Annotated in this window: 18 protein-coding genes and 1 tRNA gene; 7 read left to right on the top strand and 12 right to left on the bottom strand. The window is 55.3% G+C overall.

Going from position 1 to position 24044, the window contains the following annotated elements:
* The 7 genes from LEP6406_RS29435 to LEP6406_RS0223075 all read right to left on the bottom strand — a co-directional run.
* A partial coding sequence (locus LEP6406_RS29435) for an IS66 family transposase (protein WP_008315143.1) occupies window positions 1–956 on the bottom strand: 956 nt, incomplete at its 3' end.
* Window positions 957–972: 16 nt separating this feature from the next.
* A complete protein-coding gene (locus LEP6406_RS31620) occupies window positions 973–1578 on the bottom strand; it encodes a 7-cyano-7-deazaguanine synthase (protein ID WP_008309930.1) in 606 nt (201 codons plus the stop codon).
* Window positions 1579–1829: 251 nt separating this feature from the next.
* Window positions 1830–2417 (bottom strand): MltR family transcriptional regulator, encoded by a 588-nt coding sequence (locus tag LEP6406_RS30665; RefSeq protein WP_008309931.1) that lies wholly within the window; start codon window positions 2415–2417, stop codon window positions 1830–1832.
* 333 nt (window positions 2418–2750) lie between these two features.
* A complete protein-coding gene (locus LEP6406_RS0223095; RefSeq protein WP_008309932.1) occupies window positions 2751–4172 on the bottom strand; it encodes a ferredoxin:protochlorophyllide reductase (ATP-dependent) subunit N in 1422 nt (473 codons plus the stop codon).
* Between the two features lie 172 nt (window positions 4173–4344).
* On the bottom strand, window positions 4345–4692 hold the full coding sequence (locus LEP6406_RS0223090) for a DUF5331 domain-containing protein (RefSeq protein ID WP_008309933.1): 348 nt from the start codon (window positions 4690–4692) through the stop codon (window positions 4345–4347).
* Between the two features lie 115 nt (window positions 4693–4807).
* The gene (bchL, locus tag LEP6406_RS0223085; RefSeq protein WP_008309934.1) at window positions 4808–5671 is read right to left on the bottom strand and encodes a ferredoxin:protochlorophyllide reductase (ATP-dependent) iron-sulfur ATP-binding protein; all 864 of its coding nucleotides are present in this window, start codon (window positions 5669–5671) and stop codon (window positions 4808–4810) included.
* A gap of 674 nt (window positions 5672–6345) precedes the next feature.
* Window positions 6346–7752 (bottom strand): flavin monoamine oxidase family protein, encoded by a 1407-nt coding sequence (locus LEP6406_RS0223075; protein ID WP_008309935.1) that lies wholly within the window; start codon window positions 7750–7752, stop codon window positions 6346–6348.
* Window positions 7753–8019: 267 nt separating this feature from the next.
* Between LEP6406_RS0223075 and LEP6406_RS0223070 the strand changes: the two genes are divergently transcribed.
* Complete coding sequence (locus tag LEP6406_RS0223070; protein ID WP_027269376.1) at window positions 8020–9654, top strand: tetratricopeptide repeat protein; 1635 nt, start codon at window positions 8020–8022, stop codon at window positions 9652–9654.
* Window positions 9655–9823: 169 nt separating this feature from the next.
* Here the strand turns inward: LEP6406_RS0223070 and LEP6406_RS0223060 are convergent, their stop codons facing one another.
* Window positions 9824–10903 carry a pentapeptide repeat-containing protein gene (locus LEP6406_RS0223060; RefSeq protein WP_008309939.1) on the bottom strand — a complete coding sequence of 360 codons (1080 nt, stop codon included), beginning with the start codon at window positions 10901–10903 and terminating at the stop codon, window positions 9824–9826.
* Between LEP6406_RS0223060 and LEP6406_RS32380 the strand changes: the two genes are divergently transcribed.
* Together LEP6406_RS32380 and LEP6406_RS35735 are read left to right on the top strand one after the other, a co-directional pair.
* Window positions 10894–11130, top strand: a complete 237-nt coding sequence (locus LEP6406_RS32380) for an Lrp/AsnC ligand binding domain-containing protein (RefSeq protein ID WP_193364933.1) — start codon at window positions 10894–10896, stop codon at window positions 11128–11130. The two genes, LEP6406_RS0223060 and LEP6406_RS32380, sit on opposite strands and share 10 nt — an antisense overlap.
* 266 nt (window positions 11131–11396) lie before the next feature.
* The gene (locus tag LEP6406_RS35735; protein WP_225886619.1) at window positions 11397–11567 is read left to right on the top strand and encodes a hypothetical protein; all 171 of its coding nucleotides are present in this window, start codon (window positions 11397–11399) and stop codon (window positions 11565–11567) included.
* 22 nt (window positions 11568–11589) lie between these two features.
* On the opposite strand, the gene LEP6406_RS0223055 is transcribed toward LEP6406_RS35735, so the two are convergent.
* From LEP6406_RS0223055 to dnaK, 4 genes are all read right to left on the bottom strand, one after another.
* Window positions 11590–13236: a sensor histidine kinase gene (locus LEP6406_RS0223055; protein ID WP_008309941.1), complete on the bottom strand. Its 1647-nt coding sequence runs from the start codon at window positions 13234–13236 to the stop codon at window positions 11590–11592.
* Between the two features lie 399 nt (window positions 13237–13635).
* Window positions 13636–14511 carry a carbohydrate ABC transporter permease gene (locus LEP6406_RS0223050; protein WP_008309943.1) on the bottom strand — a complete coding sequence of 292 codons (876 nt, stop codon included), beginning with the start codon at window positions 14509–14511 and terminating at the stop codon, window positions 13636–13638.
* Between the two features lie 55 nt (window positions 14512–14566).
* Window positions 14567–15583, bottom strand: coding sequence for a DnaJ C-terminal domain-containing protein (locus LEP6406_RS0223045; protein WP_008309945.1), 1017 nt, complete (start codon window positions 15581–15583; stop codon window positions 14567–14569).
* A gap of 150 nt (window positions 15584–15733) precedes the next feature.
* A complete protein-coding gene (gene dnaK / locus LEP6406_RS29425; RefSeq protein ID WP_036028720.1) occupies window positions 15734–18454 on the bottom strand; it encodes a molecular chaperone DnaK in 2721 nt (906 codons plus the stop codon).
* Window positions 18455–18801: 347 nt separating this feature from the next.
* On the opposite strand from dnaK, the gene LEP6406_RS0223035 reads away from it, so the two are divergent.
* The 4 genes from LEP6406_RS0223035 (at window position 18802) to LEP6406_RS30660 (ending at window position 24043) form a co-directional block, all read left to right on the top strand.
* Window positions 18802–18883: transfer RNA gene (locus LEP6406_RS0223035), tRNA-Leu, on the top strand.
* Between the two features lie 557 nt (window positions 18884–19440).
* Window positions 19441–20592, top strand: a complete 1152-nt coding sequence (gshA, locus tag LEP6406_RS0223030) for a glutamate--cysteine ligase (RefSeq protein WP_008308217.1) — start codon at window positions 19441–19443, stop codon at window positions 20590–20592.
* Window positions 20593–20793: 201 nt separating this feature from the next.
* Window positions 20794–21255, top strand: a complete 462-nt coding sequence (trmL, locus tag LEP6406_RS0223025) for a tRNA (uridine(34)/cytosine(34)/5-carboxymethylaminomethyluridine(34)-2'-O)-methyltransferase TrmL (RefSeq protein ID WP_008308219.1) — start codon at window positions 20794–20796, stop codon at window positions 21253–21255.
* Window positions 21256–21961: 706 nt separating this feature from the next.
* A complete protein-coding gene (locus LEP6406_RS30660; protein WP_162160906.1) occupies window positions 21962–24043 on the top strand; it encodes a peptidoglycan DD-metalloendopeptidase family protein in 2082 nt (693 codons plus the stop codon).
* The last annotated feature ends 1 nt before the right edge of the window (window position 24044 follow it).

The raw sequence follows: 24044 nt of genomic DNA, 5'->3' as shown, positions 1-24044 counted from the left end.
ACCTGGCGTTGGCTAATATCAATCCACCCATAGCCGCTGTAGCGGTCTGAGACCACAATGCCGTCATAGGCTGGGCCAATCAGTGCTTGGGCGGCGGCTTGAGACCGGCTCAACAGAATGCTGAACACACTCACCATCGGCGTCACCAGCACCCACAGCCAACCCTGTCGCTGGGCCTGATTCTGGCCATCGCTGTTCCCCTGGCGAAAGCTAGTCTCATCACTGTGAATCACCGCTTCCCCCTGCACGTAGCCTTGCGCCTCAGCTACTGGCTGCCCCAGTGCCGCACTGGCTTCTCGGCGTAGCCGGTTGATGCTGCCGCCAGAAATCTCGATCTCAAACAGCGCTGCTAGACAGGTCTTCACCTGCTGATGGCTTTGGCGATAAGCGCCACTCAGTAAGGCCACTACTGCACTCAACCGCTCACCATAACCGCCTTGATGCACCTCTGCTGGTAATTTGCTACGGGTGGTTTTACCGCAGTGCTCACAATCTAAGGCGTGCAGGCGATGCTCGATGACGATGGGCTCAATTGGCGGTAGTTCGACAATCTGGTGCCGATAGGGCGCTGGGTCGTTTCCTGATAGCGGCTCTCCACAATGCCCACAGGTCTTGGGGCGATGCTCGAACACCTGTTTGCAGGCTTCTAGGGGATACAGCTTGCGGGAATATCCTTTGTGTCCCGGTTGGCCTCCGCGCTTCCGCTTCCCTTTGCCTTTGCCCTCCGGGTCTGGCTTAGGGGGGCCGAATCCATCCTTTGAAGGCGGCAACGATGAGTTTTGCGAATTCTGGTTGAGTTGCTCTTCGAGGTGGCTCACCCGCTCTTCTAAGCGACTGATGGTCTCAATGAGAGCGCACACCAGAGCTTTTTTTACGCTAGCCGGGGTGGCATCCCAATCTGACACAGAAATGGAGATGCCGCCGATGTCTATGGTGGGCTCGTTGCCTTCACTCATGAGCCTACCTTAACCCCTATCGAGACCCTGGAACCCTTAATTCTTCGTGAACCCCTGAAGGCTTACCATTTAACACTCTCCTATCAATACAGGATGAGCATTCCCCACAAGGAATATCGCTACTTCGCTCACAGCTATAGGTGATTTCAACTGGAACTTTTAATTCACCACAGAGACTTAATATCTCGTTCTTTGTAAGCCCTAAGAATGGGGCTTCAATTTGGACAGAACCACTAAAATATCCATCGAAAATTCTTTGGATGTCATCAACAAAGGCTTTAGAGCAATCGTAGTATGGAGTACCTTTATGAATGCCTATAGCAAATCTAGCTGACTTGGAGGAAGAAATGCTGGCAGCAGAAAATAATAATGTAGCGTTGCGGCAATAGTACTCTCCCTTATTACTAACTATTGATAAGCCTAAGTCGATTCCTGTTACAGGAATTTTATAGTGAGATGAAATTTTCTCAACCGCACGTTTTTCAGCAGCAAAACTAGGATGGCCATAGTTGAAATGAAACCCTTTCACAAGCAGTCCTCGTGAGAGATAGAAAGCAACCAGGGCTGTTGAATCTATCCCACCACTCAGCAGTAGATTTACTTCAGGCAAGCCCGATTTCACAATAACATCTCTCTTACAAAGTCAGTATTGTACGACAACTCATTGCTTTTTTTAATCATTTTTTCTGCTTTTGTAACTCGCGGAGGCTACTCAAGAACCTGAAGCTTGCATCTAGCAAATGATATTTCCACTACATCTCCATCTCAGATTGGAGGGCTAACGTTCCCAATCACCCGCCGCAGATAACCTTAAATTCCAACCGACAACTTCTCGGCGGTCGGTGTGCATTGGGGTTGTTAGGCTTCTTCAGTTTACTCTTCCTGTGTAGAAGCATCACTGTTTATCTTTTCTACGATTTTCTCAATTAGCTCACGATGACCTTTTTTATCTTCTTCAGAAGGTGTATCATCAAGTTTCTCAGCATGGGGTGTAGCTGTAAGTGTAGCTATGTGAATATGGCTTAACATCCTCATTACAGCAGCCGTAAAATGTGAACGCGGATCAGCATCCTTTTCCTGGTAAGAAAAGGACAAATTCTTGCAACGGTCACGAATCGATTGAGTTTCAAATGAAATGATCTCTGGCTTATGTGCAAAATCATTTCTAATGCCTCTGACAATATCTAGGTCGCGTCTGCAATTTCGTGAAATTAGTCCCAAGTAGTAAGCAAGTTTGATCCTGGATGAGAAGTTTGATAAAGGTGCTGTTCCTTCAAAGAGATCCTTGTCAATATTCTTGTTTTCTACAAGTGATACATAAAGCAGATCCGAAAGACACACATCTAAATACGCCGCCGCAAACAGCGCACATCCACGATCAGATTCTGAAGTTAATGCTTGGCGAAACTGAACGACTTTCTGTGTCTGTGCAACAACGTAATCTTGAATTTTTTCGTTCATATCGGAAGCTTATTGACTCTGTAGTGGATGAATCGAGATGACGCTATAAGCGTGTACCTGCCTCCGAAGCCTAACTCTTTATGATAGGGAATCGTTCTGTATAACACCCCCATACGGGTAATTAGGTGGAAATCTGTCAGCCTAACACCCCTATACGGGTGATTAGGTGGAATGACTCAGTATAGCGGCGGCTTGGGGAGGGGTTTGAAGCATTGTAAGGAAGATTTAAAGAGCCTGATCAATCCGTGCAGTTTAGATCTGCGATCGCGCGACAAAAAGCCCCAATTGCCTAAACAATTGGGGCCGCAGCTTAGGTTTAGCAATGGCGAGAACTCACACCGTGGCTTCTTCCTTCACCAGCTTGTCCCAACCCAAATCCTTCAGGCTGCTGTTGCGGCGCAGGGGACGGGTGACCAGTTCCAGGATGTCGCGGGCATTGGTAAAGCCGTGGATCTGGGCGAAGGTGAACTCCACCGACCACTTGGTATTGATGCCCCGCGCCTCTAGGGGATTGGCGTGGGCCATACCCGTGATTACCAGATCCGGCTGGGTCGCCTTAATGCGCTGGAGTTGGTTGTAGTTGTCGGGCTTTTCGATGATTTTCGGCAGCGCCGTGCCCATGTCGTGGCAGGTTTTTTCCAGTAGCGCCAGCTCTGCCCCCTGGTAGCGCTTGTCCATATAGGGGATGCCAATTTCCGGCACCGTCATGCCACAGCGAATCAGGAACCGGGCTAGGGAGATTTCCAGCAGGTTGTCCCCCATGAAGTACACCGACTTGCCCCGAATGATCGCCAGGTAGTCCTCTAGGGATTCCCAGATTTTGGCTTCCCGTTCTTCCAGACCTTGGGGTTCGATGTTGAACACCGAGCAGATTTTCTCAATCCAGGCGCGGGTGCCGTCGGGGCCAATGGGGAAGGGGGCACCGATGAGCTTGCACTTGCGGCGGCGCATCAGGGTGGTGGCGGTGCGGGAGAGGAAGGGATTCATGCCGATGACATAGTCCCCCTCATCCAATACGGGCAACTCGGTATAACGCTTGGTGGGCAGCCAGCCACCGACCTTGATGCCCTGCTTTTTCAGCTCTAGGGTCATCTGGGTGACGATGGGGTCGGGGACGGAGCCGAAGAGGACTAGGTTGGGATGGTCTTTGTACTCCGAGTCCGTGGCGGCGGTGGCTCCATCTTCTTTCTTGCGGCCAAAGCTGAGGAGTTTTTGGATGCCGTTGCGCTCTTCCTTCTCTTCCTCCGTTTTCACTTCGGCGCTGGTGGGGCAGCGGTGGGCCATGGCGGCGAGGACGGTGTCTTCCCCTTGGGTAAAGGCGTAGTCCAGGCCATTGGCACGGGCGACGACGATGGGAATGCCGATTTCTGCCTCTAGCCTGGGGGCCAGCCCTTCGAGATCCATTTTGATGATCTCGGTGGTGCAGGTGCCGATCCAGACGATGACGGAGGGATTGCGATCGCGCTTAATCTGATCGCAGAGTCGCTTCAATTCCGCATAGTCATTCAACTGGGCCGAGATATCCCCCTCCTCCAGTTCCGCCATGGCATAGCGGGGTTCGGCGAAGATCATCACCCCCATGGCATTCTGCAAGAAATAGCCACAGGTCTTGGTGCCGATCACGAGGAAAAAGCTATCCTCAATTTTTTGATAGAGCCAAGCGACACAACTAATGGGGCAAAAGGTATGGTAATTGCCCGTATCGCATTCAAATTCTAGATTTTGAGCTTCAGGCTTGGCATTGGCAAGGGTCATAGGTTCTCTCCTCTCAGGGTCAGGGGGCGGGTACCGTTGGGGTTCGGGGTCCGTTGTGAGGACGCTGGGCCTGTTGTAGAGAACAGGCCCATGCCCCAGGGACACACACCGCCAAGGTTAGAAGAGGAACCGCATCTGTCGAAGGCGCGTACTTAAGCACCTAGCGCGTAGGCTACAGATCGTCTGCCGAGTCCAGCAAGGGCGTATCCCCATCCGCATTTAGAATCGGGGGTACAGAACCATTGTCTAGGGCCATCTCGGGGTCAAAGTTCAAACCCAGTACCTCCACCAACGCATCCTCATCGGAGTTGAGTTGGTAGAAGGGCACCATCAGGTTAGAGAGCTTGGGCTCCAGAGCATTGATCACCCCTAGAACGAGGAACGAAGACGGACGGCGACCGCCATCCGGCGTCCTCACGGAGGTTTGACGCATCTGAAGTTCTAACCAGGGCCGATTTGCTTGGACATAATCCAGCCATTTTTGGCGGATAACCGAGGTGAAATTCTCGAAGAAGGCCATCGCTCTGCCTCAATCCGTTGCTTGTAAACGCCTCATGATAGAAGAAATCTATCCAAAATGAGAGGATATCGCAGCAACGTTACGCCGGTCTCAGACAGGGGCGGTTCCCAGGGCATCACACCATCATCAGGTCCGGTTCTTCGACCTTCTGCTGGGGAGCATCGGGCGGATTCAGATAGAAGTCCGACAGCAGGGCGAACAGATCCCGATCCTGGGCGTCCTGGGGCACCACACCCTCGGGGCGGGCCAGAATCTGATCAGCAATGTTCAGGTAGTACTGGCACACCGACGTGAGGGAGGGATCGGTCTCCGCCATTTCAAACACCGTCTTCCCCTTGACGCGGGAAATGCGGATGTCCTCAATCAGCGGCAAGATCTCCAGCACGGGCATGGGCACATGCTCCACATACTTGTCGATCAGGTCGCGCTTAGAGGTGCGGTTGCCGATCAGTCCCGCCAGACGCAGGGGATGGGTGCGGGCTTTTTCCCGCACGGAGGCGGCAATGCGATTGGCGGCGAAGAGGGCATCAAAGCCGTTGTCCGTGACAATCACGCAGTAGTCGGAATAGTTCAGCGGTGCAGCAAAGCCACCACAGACCACGTCACCCAATACGTCAAAGAGAATGATGTCGTATTCGTCGAAGGCGTTGAGTTCCTTCAGCAGTTTCACCGTTTCCCCCACGACGTAACCGCCGCAGCCTGCGCCCGCTGGCGGTCCACCGGCTTCCACACAGTCCACGCCAGCGTAACCCTTGTAGATCACGTCCTCGGGCCAGATGTCTTCGTAGTGGAAGTCTTTCTCTTGCAGGGTGTCAATGATGGTGGGAATCAGGAAGCCCGTCAGGGTAAAGGTGCTGTCGTGCTTCGGGTCGCAACCAATTTGCAGCACTTTCTTACCGCGTTTGGCGAGGGCGACGGAGATGTTGCAACTGGTGGTGGACTTACCAATGCCACCTTTGCCGTAGACAGAAAATTTCACAGGGGAGAGTCTCCTAGGGGTGCTGAGTGGGGTGTGGAGCTGATGAACCGGAGATTTCCGGTTCATCAGGGATCCGGTTCATCAGGGATTTGGCTGGGTCTCCTCGTAGAAGGGTCAATGCTGCCGAGGGCAGCGGAGGTTTTCGGCTTGATTTGGATTATGGCGATCGCACCGCTGGAAAGAAAGGGGGTGCCAAAACGAGGAGGAGACTAATACAACCCCAGGAGGCCTGAGGAATCCAAAGGGGATACTCAAGGGCTCAAAATCAATCTCAAGGTCTTCAGCGTGACTAAAGCCTATTTTATGATCTTTAATTCAGTAATTCAGAACAAAAGACAAAAAACCAGTTGACTCTGGCCCGTCCTTCTGACCCGGTTTAGGATTCCGTCTCACAGGATGTTGTCTGGGCTCCATCTGGGCTCTATCTGGGCTCCGTCTGGGGCAGCGGTGGATGGAGTCGGTGGATTCCTGGAACCCTTGTGAAACCACAGCGGGGTTCCAGAGCCCCGTTATCGCAATCATGCCCCTCCATTTCCAGGGCATTTTCCCCAGTGCCAACTTTTTTGTGAAGAATAGTGAGAATTTTGATCTCCAGCCGACAATCTTAAGGTGAAGACCAGAATTCAGCGACCTGAGGGGGTGTACCCCCGACTACAGCATTGAGCGCACGTAGATTAAGTCCAGGCTGCTAACAGGTTCGTGGCTGCGCGGAGCCCTGAAAGATAAGCACCGTGAACCGTACCCCGATAGGCAGCGATAGTATGTTCCCCGGCAAAAAATAAAACATCCGCCACGCTCCCCCCTAACCTATCGAAATCCGCAGGGGTTGAGCCCACCGCTGCATAGGAATAAGCTCCCCGTGCCCAGGGATCTGCCGTCCAGCGGGAAACCAAAACCTGATCGGGTTCTGGTACCGTGCTGCCAAAGATACGGGTTAAGGTGCGCTGAATATCAGCAACAATTTCCCCATCCCGTTGCCTTTCCATGGTGAGACCATAATTGCCTAACCCGAAGGTGATTAAGGCTGGGGCAGGGCTAAAGGTGCGGGCATTTAAAAAATAGCTATACCGACCTATTTCCGGATCGGTATAGCCAAAATACTGTAAGGTTTCATCCCAAAAGACGGTCGGAAAGGTCAAGGCGACTTTATTGACCATGCCCATCTTGAGACGGTCAACGGCTCCCCGTAGCCTTGGGGGCAAACTGGGTTCAAAGGCTACGGTTCCCGCCTGCAAAACCCCCAAAGGCAAGGTAATCACTGCGGCCTTTGCGGTGAACTCTCCTTGCTGGGTGGTAATGGTGACACCGTTTTGATCGTAGGCGATCGCCTCTACCCCTTGCTGAAGATAAAGGGGTAAGTCCTGGGCTAGATGCTCAACCACGGCATCGTATCCATCCGGAAATAACACATCAGCCCCCGGAAAGGCTTGATCCTGGTTCCAGTACCAAGCGGAAAGTTGATCGAGGGGACCACCCGCATCAAATTCTAAAAATGTGGTTAGGTGATAACGCAGGAGGGGATCCGCCAACGCTGTGGGAGCCACCCGTTCTAGCGCAGCTCTGAGACTCAAATCCCATTCTTGTTGATCACTGTAGTCCGCAATCCGGGTTAGCAGTTGCTCATATTGGCGCTCACTAGCTATCAAAGCGCTATCACTAATAGGCTGGCCATCAGTGTTATAGACGATCACACTGTCATCATTGGTGACAAAACGCGGGGCTCCAGCAGCATTGGCCAGGGCGGTGATGGGATTGTTGCCAGCAGGACCATGGAGCCAAGATGCGCCCATATCCATAGGCACCCCCAAACTTCGATCCGTCCAAATTCTGCCCCCAATGCGATCGCGCCCTTCCAACACCAAAACCTCAACCCCCGCATCCTGGAGCTGGCGAGCGGCCCCTAACCCGGCAATTCCTGCCCCCACCACAATGACATCGGCTTTTCCCCCGGCAGTAGTAGCCGTGTGAAATTGAGGTCTAGAGCCTGTACCCCGCTGCCTCGAACACGCCAGTACTGACCAAAAGGCGATGGTGGCTAGACCCGTTTGTTTTAGAAATCTTCTTCGGCGTAGAACGGTCATGGGGAGAATGGCTAACTGGTTGGGGATGTATCCAGAATTAGGGAGAAAGGGCTTAGCGCAGATCCCTAAGCCCTCTGGGCAGGCTAACTCCCTGGGAGTGGCTTCGCCAACGCCTTGCTTGAACGCCGTTAGGCTAAGGTTACGCTCAGAAAGTCGCTGCTAGTAAAGTTTATCGGCTATTCCCAGTGCTGAAGGGGCAGGGAACGAGCAGTTGCAACAACTCCTCCAAAAGTGGCAGGATGTCAAGACAAATGATCGCACTCCCCAATGGCAAAAGGTTTTGGCACATCAACAGCAATCCCTACTCGCAATGCCACCAAGTTCATGGGGGCCTTTAGGCGGTGCCTAGTCAAGGTCAAAGGGGATGAGCACAAAATCCATCAATTTTTCAACAAGCATCTCGACCATTTAGATGAATCTCTCCTAGCTGCTCTGCCTCACCTCTTGTCAAAATTAGCCCCAGATCCGCTGTTGCAAGATCGCGAAAATGTAGCCTACCTCCTGATGAGTTTTGGGGCTTTCATTACCGAATTTCCTTCAGGAGATCGCGCCCTTAACCTGGAGTTGAGTCTTGCCGCCACTCACACTGCCCTCAAGGCGCTGCCGCGTGAGTCTCATCCCCAAGAATGGGCAGGGATCCACAATAATCTCGGCGTTGCTTATAGCAATCGCATTCGGGGTGATCGGGCTGAGAACCTAGAGCAGGCCATTGCAGCCTATGAACTTGCCCTTCAGGTTTTCACCCATAAGGCATTTCCAGAAGACTGGGCAGAGATACAAAATAATCTGGGCGGTACTTATTTCGATCGCATCCGAGGCGATCGGGCTGAGAACCTAGAGCAGGCCATTGCAGCCTATGAACTTGCCCTTCAGGTTCGTACCCGTGAGGCATTCCCAGAAAAATGGGCAGCGATACAAAATAATCTGGGTAATGCTTATGGCGATCGCATCCGGGGCAATCGCGCTGAGAACCTAGAGCAGGTTATTAGGGCCTATGAACTTGCCCTTCAGGTTCATACCCGTGAGGCATTTCCAGAAGACTGGGCACGGATACAGAATAATTTGGGTCTTGCTTATCGCGATCGCATAGAAGGTGATCCAGCCAAAAACCTGGCCGTGGCGGTCAACCTTTATCAACAAGCGGCTGAAATCTTTACCCAAGATGCCTTACCCCTAAAGTGGGCTGAAAACCAAGGGAATTTGGCGGAAACGTTGATGAAGCGGGCGGCACTAACGGAGAATTCCCAAGACTTGGATGAGGCGATTCGGTTACTGCACGCAGCCCTAGAGGTTGCTGTCCCCGGCAGCCCCGATGGCATTGACAGCCACTACCGCCTAGGCAATGCCCTGTCGCGCCGTTTTGAGCATCGTCAAGACCCCACCGATCTTGAGCAGGCATTACAAGCCTATACCGCCGCCCTAGAGGCCATCAGTCCAGAGCACTATGATCGCGCCAAAATCTGGCAAGCCCTACCGGCTACCCAGTCGATTGTGGGGAGTCGCCTCGTGCGACAGGGGGAATGGCAAGAGGGATTGCAGATCCTGCTCAACAGTGTGCGCCTACTGCGGCAAGGCGATGATCCTCTCGCCCATGCCAATGCCCTATATCAAACCGCCGTGGCCCACGAAGCCCTTGCCGACTGGGACAATGCCCGCCTCTATTACCGCGATGCTCTGCGGCTCTATCAACATGTCAACGACTCCCCCGGCATAGCCAAAAGCTACCATGGCCTGGGCAGTGTTTTGGCCTCCCAGGGGTATTTCAAAAAAGGGATGGCTGCACTGGCCCAGGCCCGTGACCTCTATGAGCAACTGGGCAAAGTTAATCGGGTAGCAGAAGTAGAAAGCCTGTATCAATCAGCTCAGCGGGCAGAACAACAGGTACAGGAGATGGCGGTATGACCAAATATGTTAAAGGGGCGCGCTTGGTTTATACTGACGGGCCACCACCTGGGGAACCATCTGGGGATGACCGAGGATCTGTTGACCAGTGAGCGGGGGTTGTTTGACTTGAAACAGAACTGATTCATCCCGAGGTGGCGGTCTAGCGGCCAGCCGACTGTTGTCGGGCCTAGGGTTGGTCGGAGTGGGCAAACCAGGCCCGACCTCGATGCTTGACATCTTGCCAGCAAACATTGGTTAAGATTGTGGGTTGCCGAGCCGAGATAAACCGGGTGTGCTTGAGGCTGGCCCCGGCAAAGGTGGCTCCAGTCAAATCGGCCCCGCTAAAGCTGGTGCCACCCAGGGTTGTGAGCCTGAGACCCCAGTCTCGGAGTTGGCTGGGCCGTTGAGTGCTTGTGCCCAGCCAACGATAGGTATAGATGCAAAGAAATAGGATGACGCCCAACATGATCCCAGTCACCGTCATCACGATCTCAAGGGGAACGACTCTATCTTTGGAGAGCTGAAACGAATCTTCTGCTCCCAGAATTACGCCGCCTAGGCCAGTCAAGATCACCAAGAGGCTACCAAGCCAATCGCCAAACTCGGCGACGTTGTCGTTTGGATCAGCCACGCCCATGGCCGCAGCGCCAACCAGCCAAACCATAAAAAATATGACCAGCGCCCGGTCTATGCTCCCAATGGCATCCATCACCGAGATTGCCGTTGAACGATTCTCTAGCAGCATCAACGCCATCAATACGGCGATGGGGAACGAGATAGCCGCTGCCATCAGCAGGTTGCCAGCATTATCGCCCGCAACCCACAGAGCCAAACGCACCAAAAGATTCGCTGCTAAAATCAGCACCACAGGAATGATGACAACTAGGCCCAGGACGATTACCCCAAGCACCGTTTGGGGATCATACTGGCCCAGGGTGACCCCAGCTATGGAAATCGTGATCTCGGTGGTGATGAACCCAATCGCTGCTGTCAGCACCAGGGCCAAGATCAGCTTTAGCCCTCCCCAGATCTGTGGCAAACCGCCCTTAGTGTGGCTGAAATCTGCTTTGTGCAGTATCGCCCGCTCAAAGTTAGCGCCGCGAATATCGGTCCCGCTAAAATCAGCCCGCGATAGCGTTTGCCCTTGCAGGTTGGCCCCCCGCAAAATCGCCCCACCAAAATTGCGCTGGCCCTCGGCATAGAGCTGGGCCACGGTTCTACCCCTCAGGCGTTTGCCGTGGTAAGGGCCATAGACAATTGCACTCATCTCACGTTTTACCCTCCGCTGCCGCCCCCAACGATGGTGCTATAGGGGCTCTCTGGGCACAGTGTACCCAGAGAAGCGACGACTACCTGCTCAAAGTCCGCTGCCAAGGCACCCGAGGATTAGAAGCCCTAATTACCCACGGCCTTAAACAAATCCCTGGCGTCCACCGCACCCGCACCACTATCGTCCTCTCCAGCATTAAAGAAACCATCGCCCTTCCGGTGTAAATCCAAGGCAAAAACTCCCCCACTCCCCCACTCCCCATCACGGGTCACCCGGCAACAAGGGCAACCACCCTTCGGCTCCGCCAACGGCTCTGTTGCTCCTCCGGAGCCGCTGCGCGAACAGGGCAAGCAAGGGATTGCCCCTACGGAATATTTAATTCAAAACTCAAAATTCCTTTCATCTGCCACTCCCTGCATTGGGCGCGGAAACCGCGCCCCTACCCATCCACCCCAACACCCCAACACCCCCACTCCCCGCTACATTTGGAGTGCTTGTCCTGGGCGTTTTCCTGGGTTCGGCGCTATGGTGGTGCCTACTCAGTATGACTATTAATCTTTTCCGGGCTCGGATTACGCCCACAACCATGGAGTGGTTAAATAGGGTCGCCGGCACGGTGATTTTGGCATTTGGTGTTGTAACGCTGGCAGTTAGCCCATAAACGCATTTCAACAAAGAAAATTTCAGGACATCTGTACCGGCAGAGTCACCGTAAAGCAAGTGTGCTGATCGCCGCTGGTGGCAGACACTTCGCCCCCCAGATGCCACAACAGCTTTTGTACCAGGGCTAGCCCCAATCCCGTGCCCCCCTGCTTCCAGGGGTCCGCACTGGGTACCCGATAAAACTTGTCAAAAATCCGGGGGAGTTCCGTCGCGGGAATCTCTACCCCGCTATTCACCACCTGAAAGCAGATTTGGTCTCCCGCGATCGCAGATACCGAGAGGTGGATAGTGGCCCCTGGTGGCGTGTACTTGCAGGCATTGTTCAGCAACTCCGCAAACACCCGCTCCAGGCTGGGCTGATCGCTGATCAACAGGGGCACGTCCGCCGCCACTGTGTATTGGAGCATCTGCTGACGGCTTTGGGCGCGTTCCTGAAAACTGTTGATGAGTCCCGGTAGCCAGGTGGTGACATCAATGCGCTGGGGATAGATGGGATGGTTGCCCCCATCGATGCGTTGGAGATCCAGCAGATCGTTGATCAGGCTGATTTCCCGCTCACACTCCTCCTTGAGCACCTGATAGTAGCGGGTCATGCGGTTTTGACTGGTCTTGGGCTTTTTCAACTCCGCCGCTAGGTCAAACTCTTGACTCAGGGTTACCCCCAGCAATTGCAGCGCCACCCGCATACTGGTGACGGGGGTCCGCAGTTCATGGGAGACAGTGCTGAGGAAGTCGTCCTTGAGCTGGTTCAGCCGCTCCAGTTCCTTCACCTGAGACTGGGCTGCTTGATACAGGCGGGCCTGACGAATTGCGATCGCACATTGATTCGCCACCTGCTGCACCAAGCGAATTTCCTGATCATTGAAGCCATACTCGCTGCCATTGATCAGCCACAGGTCTCCCAGTACACCGCGATCGTCCAAAATCGGGCAGGCCAGCATCGAGACATGGCCCCGCACCGGGTTGGGCTCCCGCGAGCAGAACTGAAAGTACTGCCCCGCCAGCAATTGGTGATAGACCTCCGGGAACGCCTCCATCTGGGCCACCCGTCCTTGATAGGAGGGCAGGGAAGCGTTGTACTCGTAGTAGATAGTAGAAGTCCCCTGCTCCAAGTCATAGAGAGCCGTATTCGACCCCTTTGCCTCCAGGGCTCCCGTCAATTCCTCCACCGCTGTTTGTAGAATTTGGGTTTCATCCAGACTGTCTCGCACCCGATCGGTGATCCGCTTCAAAGTGGCCTCAAACTCTAGGGCCTGCACCAATTGGCGGGTACGGTGAGTGATATCTCGCAGAATAGCGACCAAAAATGTCCCCTGTTCTCCCTGCTCTAATCGGGAAACCTTGACTGAAAGAGTGAGGGGGTGGCCCTGGCTATCCTGAAGCGTGATTTCTTGCTCTAGGGTCTTGCCCGTGGCCCAGACCTGCGCCTCTGTCCGCAGTAAATCCTTGTGATTACTGGCTCCAAATACATCCCCATGGGTCACCCCCTCCAGGGATTCGGGAGACCGGGTCAGAAGTTGGGCACAAGCTGGATTGGCATACACCCACCGCTGAGATCGGTCTTGCACAAAGACCGGATCGGCGATCGCCTCCAAAATATCTACCCATCCCGGCATCATGCCGGCCAGGGAAGTTGAAACAGGCAAGGGAATAGAGCGCTGAAACATGCCCGAATACTGGTAGCGTGTAAAAACTCTCGCCAGAGAGAATATCCCTGGGCACTATCACCCTGACTTCGCAGCCATCACATCTGCTGGTGTATCAATTCTGCCCAAAACAGTACCTGGTCCAAACCCTGGGCAATACCGATCAGACAGCTCTGAAAACAGCGGACAAGGGGCGAGGGGAATCAAAAAATCCGTAGGTGATTATTCCTTAACTATTCCCGCATCCTAGGACAAACGCGCAGGGGGTCACCGCTTACGGGTTCCGTTTGCCCTAGGAGCTGTGGACAATCAAAGCCAGATTCCTGGCCATGGAGCGGTTACAGCCCCTAGCTTGCTTCAGTAGGGCGGGCGTGGTCATGTCTACCCCGCAAGGGTTTCCTCGTTAATTGCCCACACGCCCTAGGAAGGCTGATCCCAAAACCGCAATTGTAAATAGACCAACCCACCCACCACTGCCATGAGTGCGATCGCGGCAGCGGCAGCATAGCCAAAATCGAACTGGCCAAAAGCCTGTTGATAGATGTAATGCACCAGAATATTGGTGCTGTTGAGGGGACCGCCCCCCGTAATCACATACACAGGCTCAAATCCCCGCAGCGTGAAGATAGCCGTCGTCACCACCGCAAACACCAAGGTAGGCCGCAATCCCGGTAGGGTAATGTGCCAAAACTGCGCCCATGGCCCCGCCCCATCCAGGGCCGCTGCTTCGTAGCGATTGCGGGGAATCGTTTGCAACCCGGCCAAAAACACCACCAAGTTGAACCCAAGCTGTTTCCAAATACTGAGCCCAATCAGCACCGGCATGGCCCAGAGGGTACTCCCCAGCCAGGGAATCGGTTCTCCCCCGAGGAAACCCAACAGGCTATTCACCGGACCATCGGTTTGGAATAACCAGCGAAACCCCAACCCCACCGCCACCAAGGACGTGACAGCGGGAATAAAATAAGCAGCCCGTAGCAGTCCCCGCAGCGCCACAGTGCGGTTCAGTAGTACCGCTAACCCCAGAGCAATGACCACACTGGGCACCACCGTCGCCCCGGTGAAATACACCGTGTTCCCTAAAACCTGAACCACATCGGGATCTAGCACCAACCGCAGATAATTTTGTAGCCCCGTCCACTCCACCCCAGCACGGGTAAAACTGCCCTGGGTAAAGCTCAGTCCCAGAAGATAGAGAATAGGCCAAAACACAAACAGCCCCAGCAGTGCCAAGGCCGGAGCCAGTAGCAGCCCAGCGGTCCAGACCTCTGTCTCAATCTTGCCCCTTCCCCCCATGCTGCCCCTCCCCCGTGATTGACTCGCCCTGCTCGCCTGAATGTAGTCACCTTCCCTACAGCAAGGTGTGGCGGGGCTTGAAGGTTTCCGTTTCTCGCAGTTCGCTGTAGAGCGCCCGTTCGCGATCACTCAACTCCGACGGCACCGTCACCACCAGCTCCACCACCTGATCACCCCTGCGATCGCGGTTGACTGGATAACCTTTCCCCGCCAGTCGCAGTCGCCGTCCAGTCTGCACCCCTGCCGGAATCGTCATTTGCACAGGACCATCCAGAGTCGGTACCTCAATGGGGCCACCCAAGGCTGCTTCGCTAGGGGTTACGGGAACCCGACAAAAAATGTCATCACCCTGAAGCTCAAATAGAGGATGGGGTTCCACCTCGATCCGCAGATAAAGGTTGCCGCCCCCCATACCCTGACCCTTGAGACGAATGCGCTGCCCTGTCACCATACCCATAGGCATATCTACCTCCAGGGAACGGCCATCCTCTAGGCGGATACGCTCCTGTCCCCCGGTATAGGCTTTCTCTAGGGGCAGGGTGAGGTTGGCCTCGGCATCACGGCGGCTGGTGGAGCGGGCAGGGGGGCGCGATGGCCCTCTGGGCCGGGTGGAGGCTCGGGAAGACGTTCGAGAATCAGCAGGCCGATAGGGATCATTCGCGGCGGCGGCGCGACCCATTTCTGGAACGGGGGCAGGGGGCTGGTCCCGACCGGGGCGGGGGGTATCCCGACGACGGTTGAGGAGCTGATCCACAAAGGTATTAAAGTCGCCAAAATCCCCGAAATTGATTTTATCTAGGGAGAATGATCCGCTGCGGCTACTCCCAGGTCGAGGAAAGCCCTTCTGCTGCCAAAAGCGGCTGTATTCTTCGTACTGAGCCCGCTTCTCCGGGTCCGAGAGCACCTCGTAGGCTTCCCCCAGCAGCTTGAACTGCTCCTCCGCTGCCTTGTCACCAGGATTGAGATCCGGATGATATTTGCGGGCCATCTGACGATAGGCTTGCTTGACTTCATCTAGGGGTGCCCCCTGGGCCACCCCTAGCAGCTCAAAATAGTTGCGAAAGTTCTGCATGGATTCCAAAAAACAGCCCTAATACCGCAAGGCAGAAGGATGAAGGCAGAAGGATGAAAGGGGATTCCAGGACACACAAGGGGTTCCACATCAGCAAATAGGTAAGCTACTGCCGCCGCAGAGTCCTAAGCGCTGGTTTTGGGAAATTTCCTAAAACCACTCATCCTCATCCCCCCAGTTGTCATCGTCGTAGGATCCCCCAGGGCGGCTGGTAGGACGGCTAGGCTGATCCCGTGGTGAGACTGGGGGATAGGGATCCCGCACAGGCGGTTGGTTGTCACTGCGATGGTCTTTGACCGGCCTCTGGCCATCGCGACTCCGGGGCCGTTGTCCCAGATCGCCCTGAGGCGGCGGGGTAGAATAGCCCTCTCCTGGGCCATTGCCATTGGTCCAGGGATCTTCCATGGGAGTAGCCAGATTATCCCCATAGGCCGAATCGGGGCGATAGTCTCGGCGCACAGGCGTAGCCCCTTCCCGACGGCGGGGTTCCCTAGGATAGCGATCCCCCGAGGGCGGCATATTGCCCGTGGTTTCTCCCCGACCCCGAGAGCCGGAAAATCTGGGGCCAGGATTATAGGAATCGGCCCCATCCGGTACAGCGGCGGGACGGGATGGCTCCCGATAGCGATCCCGCCCATAACTGGGTGCCGGAGGCTGGGACGGTTCCCGGTAAGGGTCATTCCCGTAACTGGGTGCCGGAGGCTGGGACGGTTCCCGGTAAGGGTCATTCCCATAACTGGGTGCCGGAGGCTGGGACGGTTCCCGGTAAGGGTCATTCCCATAACTGGGTGCCGGAGGCCGGGATGGCCCTCGGTAGGACTCTTCCCGATAGCGGGGGGGCGTATTGCCGTAACCATCCGATCGCGGACGGCTGTAGTAGTCCTCGGGATAGGAATTGGGGCGGGGACTGCCATAGCGGGGGGCATCATAGTCCCAGGCATTATCCTCCCAGGCCGAGGGACGGTTCCAAGTATCATCGGCCCGGTTGCCACCGCCTCCAAAGGTACGGCGTAGGGTGCCACCAATTTGCCCCAGCAGGTCTTCCTCCTCTTCATCTTCGTAGAGATAGGCTTCCCGGTTGAGTTCGTACACCTCGTCCTGGAGTTCCCCTTGGGTGATGTCGATGCCCCGCTCATCCCCTTTTTCCAGACATTCCCGCAGTTCTTGAATCAGGCGCTCGATGCGACGACGGCGATCGCGGCCAAACTGCATCCCAAAGTCCAGCACCACTTCCCGCAGCACCCGCTCCGCCTGGTAGGTAAGGGCTTCGGCTCGGTTGCGCTTTTCCACCCGCTCTCGCTTGAGACGATCGGTATCGGCAAACTCCTCCGCCTCCTGAATCATGCGCTGCACCTCATCCTCTGCCAGGGTCGAGGCTCCCTGAATCGTGAGGCTCTGCTCCCGCCCTGTGGTGCGGTCCATGGCGGAGACTTGCAAAATGCCGTTGGCGTCAATATCGAAGGACACCTGGACCTGGGGTACCCCCCGAGGGGCGGGGGGAATGCCCATGAGCTTAAACCGCCCTAGGGATTTATTGTCAGACACCATTTCCCGCTCCCCCTGGAGCACGTGGACCTCCACCATGGTCTGGTTATTTTCCGAGGTGGAGAAAATGTCCGAGCGCCGCACGGGAATCGTGGTGTTGCGGGGCAGCACCTTTTTCATCACACCACCGATGGTTTCCAGCCCCAGAGACAGGGGGGTGACATCCAGCAGCAGAATGTCTCGGATTTCTTCATTCAAAATGGCGGCTTGGATCGCGGCCCCCACTGCCACGACTTCATCGGGGTTGACGTTTTGGTTGGGCTCGCGGCGAATGAGCGATCGCACCAGTTCCTGCACCATGGGCATACGGCTACCCCCCCCCACCAGCACCACCTCATCGATCTGATCTGGAATCATCCCCGCATCGTTCAGGGCCTGCTTCAACGGTCCCCGCAGACGACTGAGAAGATCGCCGCAGAGTCCTTCAAACTGGAGCCGGGTCAGCCGGGTTTCGATATGCTTTGGCCCGTCGGCGGTGGCAGTGATGAAGGGCAAGTTGATGTCGGTGACATTCACCCCTGACAGCTCGATTTTGGCCTTTTCCGCTGCTTCGGTCAGTCTTTGTAGGGATTGGCGATCGCGGCGGAGGTCGGTTCCCTCGCTCTCTAGGAACTGCTCCGCTAACCAGTCCACAATTTTGGTATCAAAATTGGTGCCCCCGAGTTGGGTATCGCCAGCAGTGGCCTTGACCTCAAAGACGCCGTCCCCCACTTCCAGCACCGATACGTCAAAGGTGCCGCCTCCCAGGTCAAACACCAGCACTGTCTGGTTGTACTGCTGATCCAGACCATAGGCCAGGGCCGCAGCCGTAGGCTCATTCAGGATGCGCTTGACCTCTAGCCCCGCAATCCGCCCCGCATTCCGGGTTGCCTGTCGCTGGGCATCGTTGAAATAGGCGGGCACAGTGATCACGGCCCCGGTGACGGGCTGGCCCAGGTAGCGACTGGCTTCCTCCGCCAGCTTCCGCAGCACCATGGAGGAAACTTCCTCTGGGGCGAATTCCTTTTCCAGCCGGGGACATTTGATTCGCACATCTCCGGCATCATCACGGCGGATGGTGTAGGGAACCCGCTTGGAATCGGGGGACAATTCGCCGTACTTGCGTCCGAGGAAGCGCTTCACCCCGTAGAAGGTGTTCTGGGGATTTAGCACAGTTTGGCGGCGGGCCATTTGCCCCACGAGACGCTCGCCATCTTTGCTAAAGGCCACCACCGATGGGGTCGTGCGCATCCCCTCAGCATTGGCAATGACGACGGGTTTACCCCCCTCTATGACCGCAACTACTGAGTTGGTTGTGCCTAGGTCAATGCCAACGACTTTTCCCATCCGTTTGGTGTCTCCTCGTATACCTGCGTCAGTGGAGCGAGCGGGGGGCGCTGGGCACGGAGCGCTCCCAATATGCTTTTAGCTTGCCTCGAACCCCATTTCCCTGTTGTGTGAGGCACAACAAATGACGTTTCAATCAAACCACGCCCTAAAGATATAGTGTAGTCGCTTCCCTTGCTGGATTCGGTGGACAGTCTTGCAGAAGGTTGCGCTCGGGTCGGGAATCTCTTTCCAGGGACGGGCAGCAGCGGATCCACCGCCGCCATCTACGTCATCCACGGAATCGATCCAATCCACGGAATCGATCAATATTGTCCAGTATTGTTGATACTATAGATATCTGAAATGCGGATGTGGCGGAATTGGTAGACGCGCTAGATTTAGGTTCTAGTGTCTTCGGACGTGAAGGTTCAAGTCCTTTCATCCGCATCGGTCACTCTTAAACCATAAGCCCCGACCTGCGATCGCGATTGATTGAGGCCGGGGCTTGTTGTGGGTAGAGTCTCGAACAAGTTGTTCAAGACTCCAAAGTTGATAAGACATTAGTCTACCCCTGTTAAGGTGAGCGTTTGTACCAATAGATCGGCGTGATGGCCAACGAGAAAACAAGGTTTACGAGCCTTGGTTCACTTTGCTTCTGTGAAAGAAAATCCGCGAAGCCGAGGTTGCAATTCCCGATTTTGAGGGCTGATCGCTGAAACGCCCGTATATCAAGGAATAGTTCATTTGTTCACCTTAACAGGGGTAGACATTAGTCCTCTCCGGTATGGAGGCAGCTCTGTTTGCGTCGTGCACGCTAGACGCTGGCGGTAGGCGTCTTGTCTACGCGATGGTATATCCCATTGCATTTCCATATCCCACGCATATATCGCATATATCGCATATATATAGATGCTGTGCGGCAGATGCTGTGCAGCGCATGGGGCTGAAGGCTTGCAGGGCAAGCCCACCGATATGATGGGAAGAGTTGTCTTGCGAGGCGTGCCGTGTCCCTATCCAAAGGTTTTGAAGTCGAGATCTACACTGGCACCCCAGCGGGACAGATCGTAGGATTTTCCGATCGCATTGTGGCGAACCTCAACGGTTTTGTCCGAGAGCCCGACAACCGCAATGTCGAGTACACCACCGCCCCCCTCCATCGCTATGAGCAATTGCTGTGCGAACTGGTGCGTCCGCGCCAAGACCTCCGCGCCTACCTTAAGCAACTGGGGAACTACACCCTGGTTCCCGGCAGCACCCTTTCCCTGGGAGACACCCAGAAGTTCTACCGTTCTGATCCGCAAAACCCCTACCACACCTATATTGAGCAGACCTACGGCACAGATGTGGTCACCGCCAGCATTCACATCAATGTAGGTCTGGCGGATCCAGAGGTGCTGATGCGGGCCTGCCGTCTGATTCGTCTGGAAGCTCCCCTCTATTTGGCGATGACCGCTGCCTCTCCCTTTCTCGATGGGGCAGTGACGGGGTACCATTCCACCCGCTGGCATCTGTTTCCCCAAACGCCCCAGCAGGTGCCCCTGTTTGAAAGTCACGCCCACCACATCCAATGGGTCGAAGCCCAGCTTGCGGCGGGCACGATGCAAAATGTACGTCATCTCTGGATTTCGGTGCGCCCCAATGGCGATCGCCGCCCCTATGGTCTGAATCGTTTGGAACTGCGGATCAGTGATTTGGTGACTAATCCGGTCCATTTGCTGGCGATTACGGCCCTGTTGGAGGCGCGGCTGCTTCAGGTCATCGCGGATCCGAGTCTGGATCCCCTGCTCCAAAGTCAGCTCCCGGCCCAGAGTCGGGCGGAGGACTTACTGGAAATTGCGATCGCAAATGAACAGGCCGTCGCTCGCTCTAGCCTAGAAGCGACCCTACGCCACTGGCAAGATGGCCACCCCATCCGTGCCCAGGACTGGATCCAAGAGCTGTATACCACCCTCTTACCCATTGCCCGTCGCCACGGCTTTAGCTGTTTTCTCACCCCCCTCAAATCCCTATTGGCTTCTGGCAATGAGGCCCAAAGATGGCTACGCCTCCATGATCAGGGCTACACAGTGGCAGAGATCATGGCCCAGGCCATTCAATCTACCCAGGATCAGGAAACTGCCTTGGCCCAGGAACTCTGTCTACCCTGCGCGGCTTAAGACCCCCCTGAAGGCCATCAAACAGTCTCCAGGAAAGCGATTCACAGCTTCTAGTCCCTGTCAACCGCGATCCCTAAGCCACGACCCCAAAACTAAAGGGGAGATAAAAAAGATCTATCGATCCTCCCCATCTCAGACCAACTTACGATCTAATGTTCTAGTGCCCCTGGGGGCGAATACTTGCCACGGGAACCCGGTGCTATGGTCAGAATTGTGCTCGTTAATCCAGAAATTCCCCCCAATACGGGGAACATTGCCCGTACCTGTGCAGCGACGGCAACGACACTACACCTAGTGCAGCCCTTGGGATTTGAACTCAGTGATCGCTACCTCAAGCGGGCGGGCCTTGACTACTGGCCCTATGTCGATCTCCAGGTGCATGAGACTTGGAATGCCTTTGCCCAAGAAGCCCGCGATCGCGGCGGCCAGTGGATTGGATTTAGCACTTCAGGAACTTCTAGCTATACAGCCCTGGCCTACACCCCTGAAGATTGGCTGATTTTTGGCCCAGAGACGCGGGGGCTGCCCCCAGCAATCCTGACCGCCTGTGATCAGACGGCTCGGATTCCCATGGCCCAACCCGGAGTCCGTAGCTTAAATCTTGCCAGTAGTGTAGCGATTGGCCTGTTCGAGGCGTTACGGCAAACCGGGCAGCTTGACTGAGACCTGGAAGCAAAACCCCTGACAGTACTCCAGTACTATAAACCATAGTTCTAGCCATATCACCCTCAAGTGATGAAGCCTGTTCCCAATGTCGTCAACTCCCCCCAACCTGTAGAGCCGGGAAGGATTTCAATTCCTAGACCCTGACAATAAAATCCAAAGGTCTCTAGGAATAAAGGTTTCTCACGATACAATTTCCCATGATTTGGAATAAGAAATTTCTATATGCTTGATCCCTGGATTTCTAAAAACTAAGTCCAACTGAAGCAGTAAGCCTTGAATTGTAGCGACTTAAAAAAACCGATTGGAGCGACTGTAACTCTTATGGAGCAATGGCTACAGCCGCTTTTAGAGACAATATCCGGATCCAAGTCTTCCCCTATCGTAGAGATTGCTCGGGATTGAGTCTGCCACCCTAGAAGCGCTGTATAACAAGGGGTTCGGGCTGTTGACTAGGGCAAACAGGGCTGGCTAGGGATCCTGATCCCCCAATCTCGGGAACACTACGATTGCTTTTTCGATTAACTCATGTAAACTTGCCTAAGTTAGTTGATCTCGGTATGGTCATCGACTAGGGATTTACAAATGCCCATGGGTGCGAGTAAGTTCTTGTTTATTTCACCGGAGCTAGCGGATGAACCTTCTGAAGCGACTTGCTCCGATGCTTAAGATGCAGTTAAACGCTGGTCACAGGGAGGAAGTTCCTTTGAAACCTGCAATTTCTCGGGAATCTGTCCATAACGAATCTGCGTCTCGGGGTTTACCTGAGCAGCAGCCCTCCGGGCAGAAGTCCGCAGGATGTAGCCGTGGAACCCGAACCTCGGCAGCAATGCTGGGTCTGGCGCTGTCGGTAGGCACCACAGGCACATTTTTAGCCCCAAGTGGGGAAGCCGTAGCCGCTGATGCTACGGTATTGGCCGCACTACCCACCGTAGGCGCGTCGCCAACCTTACCCTCCGTGGGTTCAGATCGTCCTAGTGGCGGCAGTGCCTTTTATCACACAGTTGCCCCCGGAGAGACCCTCTGGGACATCGCCAAATTCCATCGGGTTAACGTCGAGGATATCAAGCAAGCTAACGGCATTGGAGACGAGCCTGTCATTCAAGCAGGACAAGTCATTAAGGTGCCTGGGATGAGCAATAGCCCCGCCCCCGTAGCCGTGGCTGCCGCTCCCAGATCGCAACTCTCTTCAATGCCACAGGCTTCAATACCGCAGGCATCCTCCCTTTCCCAGTCCAGCGATGCTACGCCTGTTAAAGCCGCTTCTGAAGTTCCCTTGACGGTCCAGCAGAGTCTGGCTGCTTTGACCACCTCAGAGCGTAAGTCTGAGATGGAGTCTCCGAAAGAACCTACACCCCTGACTACTGGAGATGCTTCTACCGATGTCAGTGCTCTGGTGGGTGAGCTGGCTTCAGTCCCGCGAGAGGTCGAGGCTGATCGTGCCGATACTACCGCGATGGCCCCTGGGGACCAGTCTCTGACCATCGCAGTTGAAACATCTGGGGAAGCCGCCGCAGCGTCTTCGCCAACCGAATCTACGAACACCGGTGCTCAACAGGTTGCCGTGGGCCGAATAGAGACCCCCGTTGTCGCCGCCCCCGTTCGCCATCAGATCCGCCGAGGTGAGACCCTCTCAACCATTGCCCGTCAGTACGGCATTTCCACCACCGAATTGGCGCGAGCCAATAGCATCAGCAACCCCAACCGAATTTTTGTCGGCAGGACACTGGTGATTCCCCAATCGGCTCCCCAAGCTACCGCCCCCGAGCCGTTAGTCCCAGCCCCCATTGAACTGGCTTCCCTAGAGCCCTTCCGCCTGCCCCGTGCCAATCGTCCCCAAGCCCCGGTAGCCCCTGAGGCCACTCGAACCAGGGATGAGGGCGATGAAGCCAACGCAGCGGACTTGGTCACACCTGAAGTTGCTCTCCCAGTCCAGGCAGCACCCGAGTTAGCCCTTGACGGGGTAGAAGAAGCCATCCCGTCTGACTCAGTGGCAGCTGATCCCTATGTGGCCAATCTGCTGGCACGGGTCCAAACTGCCCGTGAAGAGGCAGAAGAAGCCGCTGCAAGTTCCACCCAAGTCACAAGCTCTGGGGGTGCTAACCCAACCTCTAGCGAGTTTGCCACCGAGGTTCCGTTCCAAGTCGCGGCCTCCAGTCCCCAGAGTGTAGAGCGGGCGACAGTCAATACTGCTCCTATCCCCGTCAATCCTGAGTTTCGTCCCAATGAGAATGGGCTGCAATCTGAGCAGCCTGTCACCCTACCGGAGCGGGAGCTTTTAGCTGCTGCCCCCCTAGGCTCTGAGGTCTACGCTCCTCTGACAGAGAGCCCTACGGGCCGGGTGGTATCCCCCAGTATGCCCATCCTGCCAGACTCCAGTGAGTACCTGCCTGAGGCCCCTAACCGATTTAATGGCTATATCTGGCCTGCCCAGGGCGTCCTATCGTCTGGTTATGGCTGGCGCTGGGGTCGGATGCACCGAGGCATTGATATTGCTGGTCCGGTCGGCACCCCCATTGTGGCTGCGGCTACTGGTGTTGTCGTCACCTCGGGCTGGAACTCCGGGGGCTATGGCAACATGGTGGATATTCGCCATCCTGACGGTAGCCTCACCCGCTATGCCCACCACAGCCGTAACTTGGTACAAGCGGGTCAACAGGTCCGCCAAGGGCAACAAATTGCGGAAATGGGCAGCACGGGCTTCAGCACCGGACCCCACCTGCACTTTGAGGTCCACATTCCTAATCAGGGAACGGTTAATCCCATCGCCCTTTTGCCAGGGCGTTAGG

Origin of the sequence: Leptolyngbya sp. PCC 6406, from assembly GCF_000332095.2 — a bacterium.
In the GTDB taxonomy this organism is placed as follows: domain Bacteria; phylum Cyanobacteriota; class Cyanobacteriia; order Phormidesmidales; family Phormidesmidaceae; genus PCC-6406.
Note: the sequence above shows the minus strand (reverse complement) of the source record. Positions and strands in the feature narration are given on the sequence as shown.

Bases quoted from the DNA above. Each gene is read 5' to 3' on its own strand.
- LEP6406_RS30665 (WP_008309931.1), bottom strand. From the start codon at position 2,417: ATGAACGAAAAAATTCAAGATTACGTTGTTGCACAGACACAGAAAGTC.
- LEP6406_RS0223095 (WP_008309932.1), bottom strand. From the start codon at position 4,172: ATGACCCTTGCCAATGCCAAGCCTGAAGCTCAAAATCTAGAATTTGAA.
- LEP6406_RS0223090 (WP_008309933.1), bottom strand. From the start codon at position 4,692: ATGGCCTTCTTCGAGAATTTCACCTCGGTTATCCGCCAAAAATGGCTG.
- LEP6406_RS0223075 (WP_008309935.1), bottom strand. From the start codon at position 7,752: ATGACCGTTCTACGCCGAAGAAGATTTCTAAAACAAACGGGTCTAGCC.
- LEP6406_RS0223070 (WP_027269376.1), top strand. From the start codon at position 8,020: ATGGCAAAAGGTTTTGGCACATCAACAGCAATCCCTACTCGCAATGCC.
- LEP6406_RS0223060 (WP_008309939.1), bottom strand. From the start codon at position 10,903: ATGAGTGCAATTGTCTATGGCCCTTACCACGGCAAACGCCTGAGGGGT.
- LEP6406_RS0223055 (WP_008309941.1), bottom strand. From the start codon at position 13,236: ATGTTTCAGCGCTCTATTCCCTTGCCTGTTTCAACTTCCCTGGCCGGC.
- LEP6406_RS0223050 (WP_008309943.1), bottom strand. From the start codon at position 14,511: ATGGGGGGAAGGGGCAAGATTGAGACAGAGGTCTGGACCGCTGGGCTG.
- LEP6406_RS0223045 (WP_008309945.1), bottom strand. From the start codon at position 15,583: ATGCAGAACTTTCGCAACTATTTTGAGCTGCTAGGGGTGGCCCAGGGG.
- dnaK (WP_036028720.1), bottom strand. From the start codon at position 18,454: ATGGGAAAAGTCGTTGGCATTGACCTAGGCACAACCAACTCAGTAGTT.
- trmL (WP_008308219.1), top strand. From the start codon at position 20,794: ATGGTCAGAATTGTGCTCGTTAATCCAGAAATTCCCCCCAATACGGGG.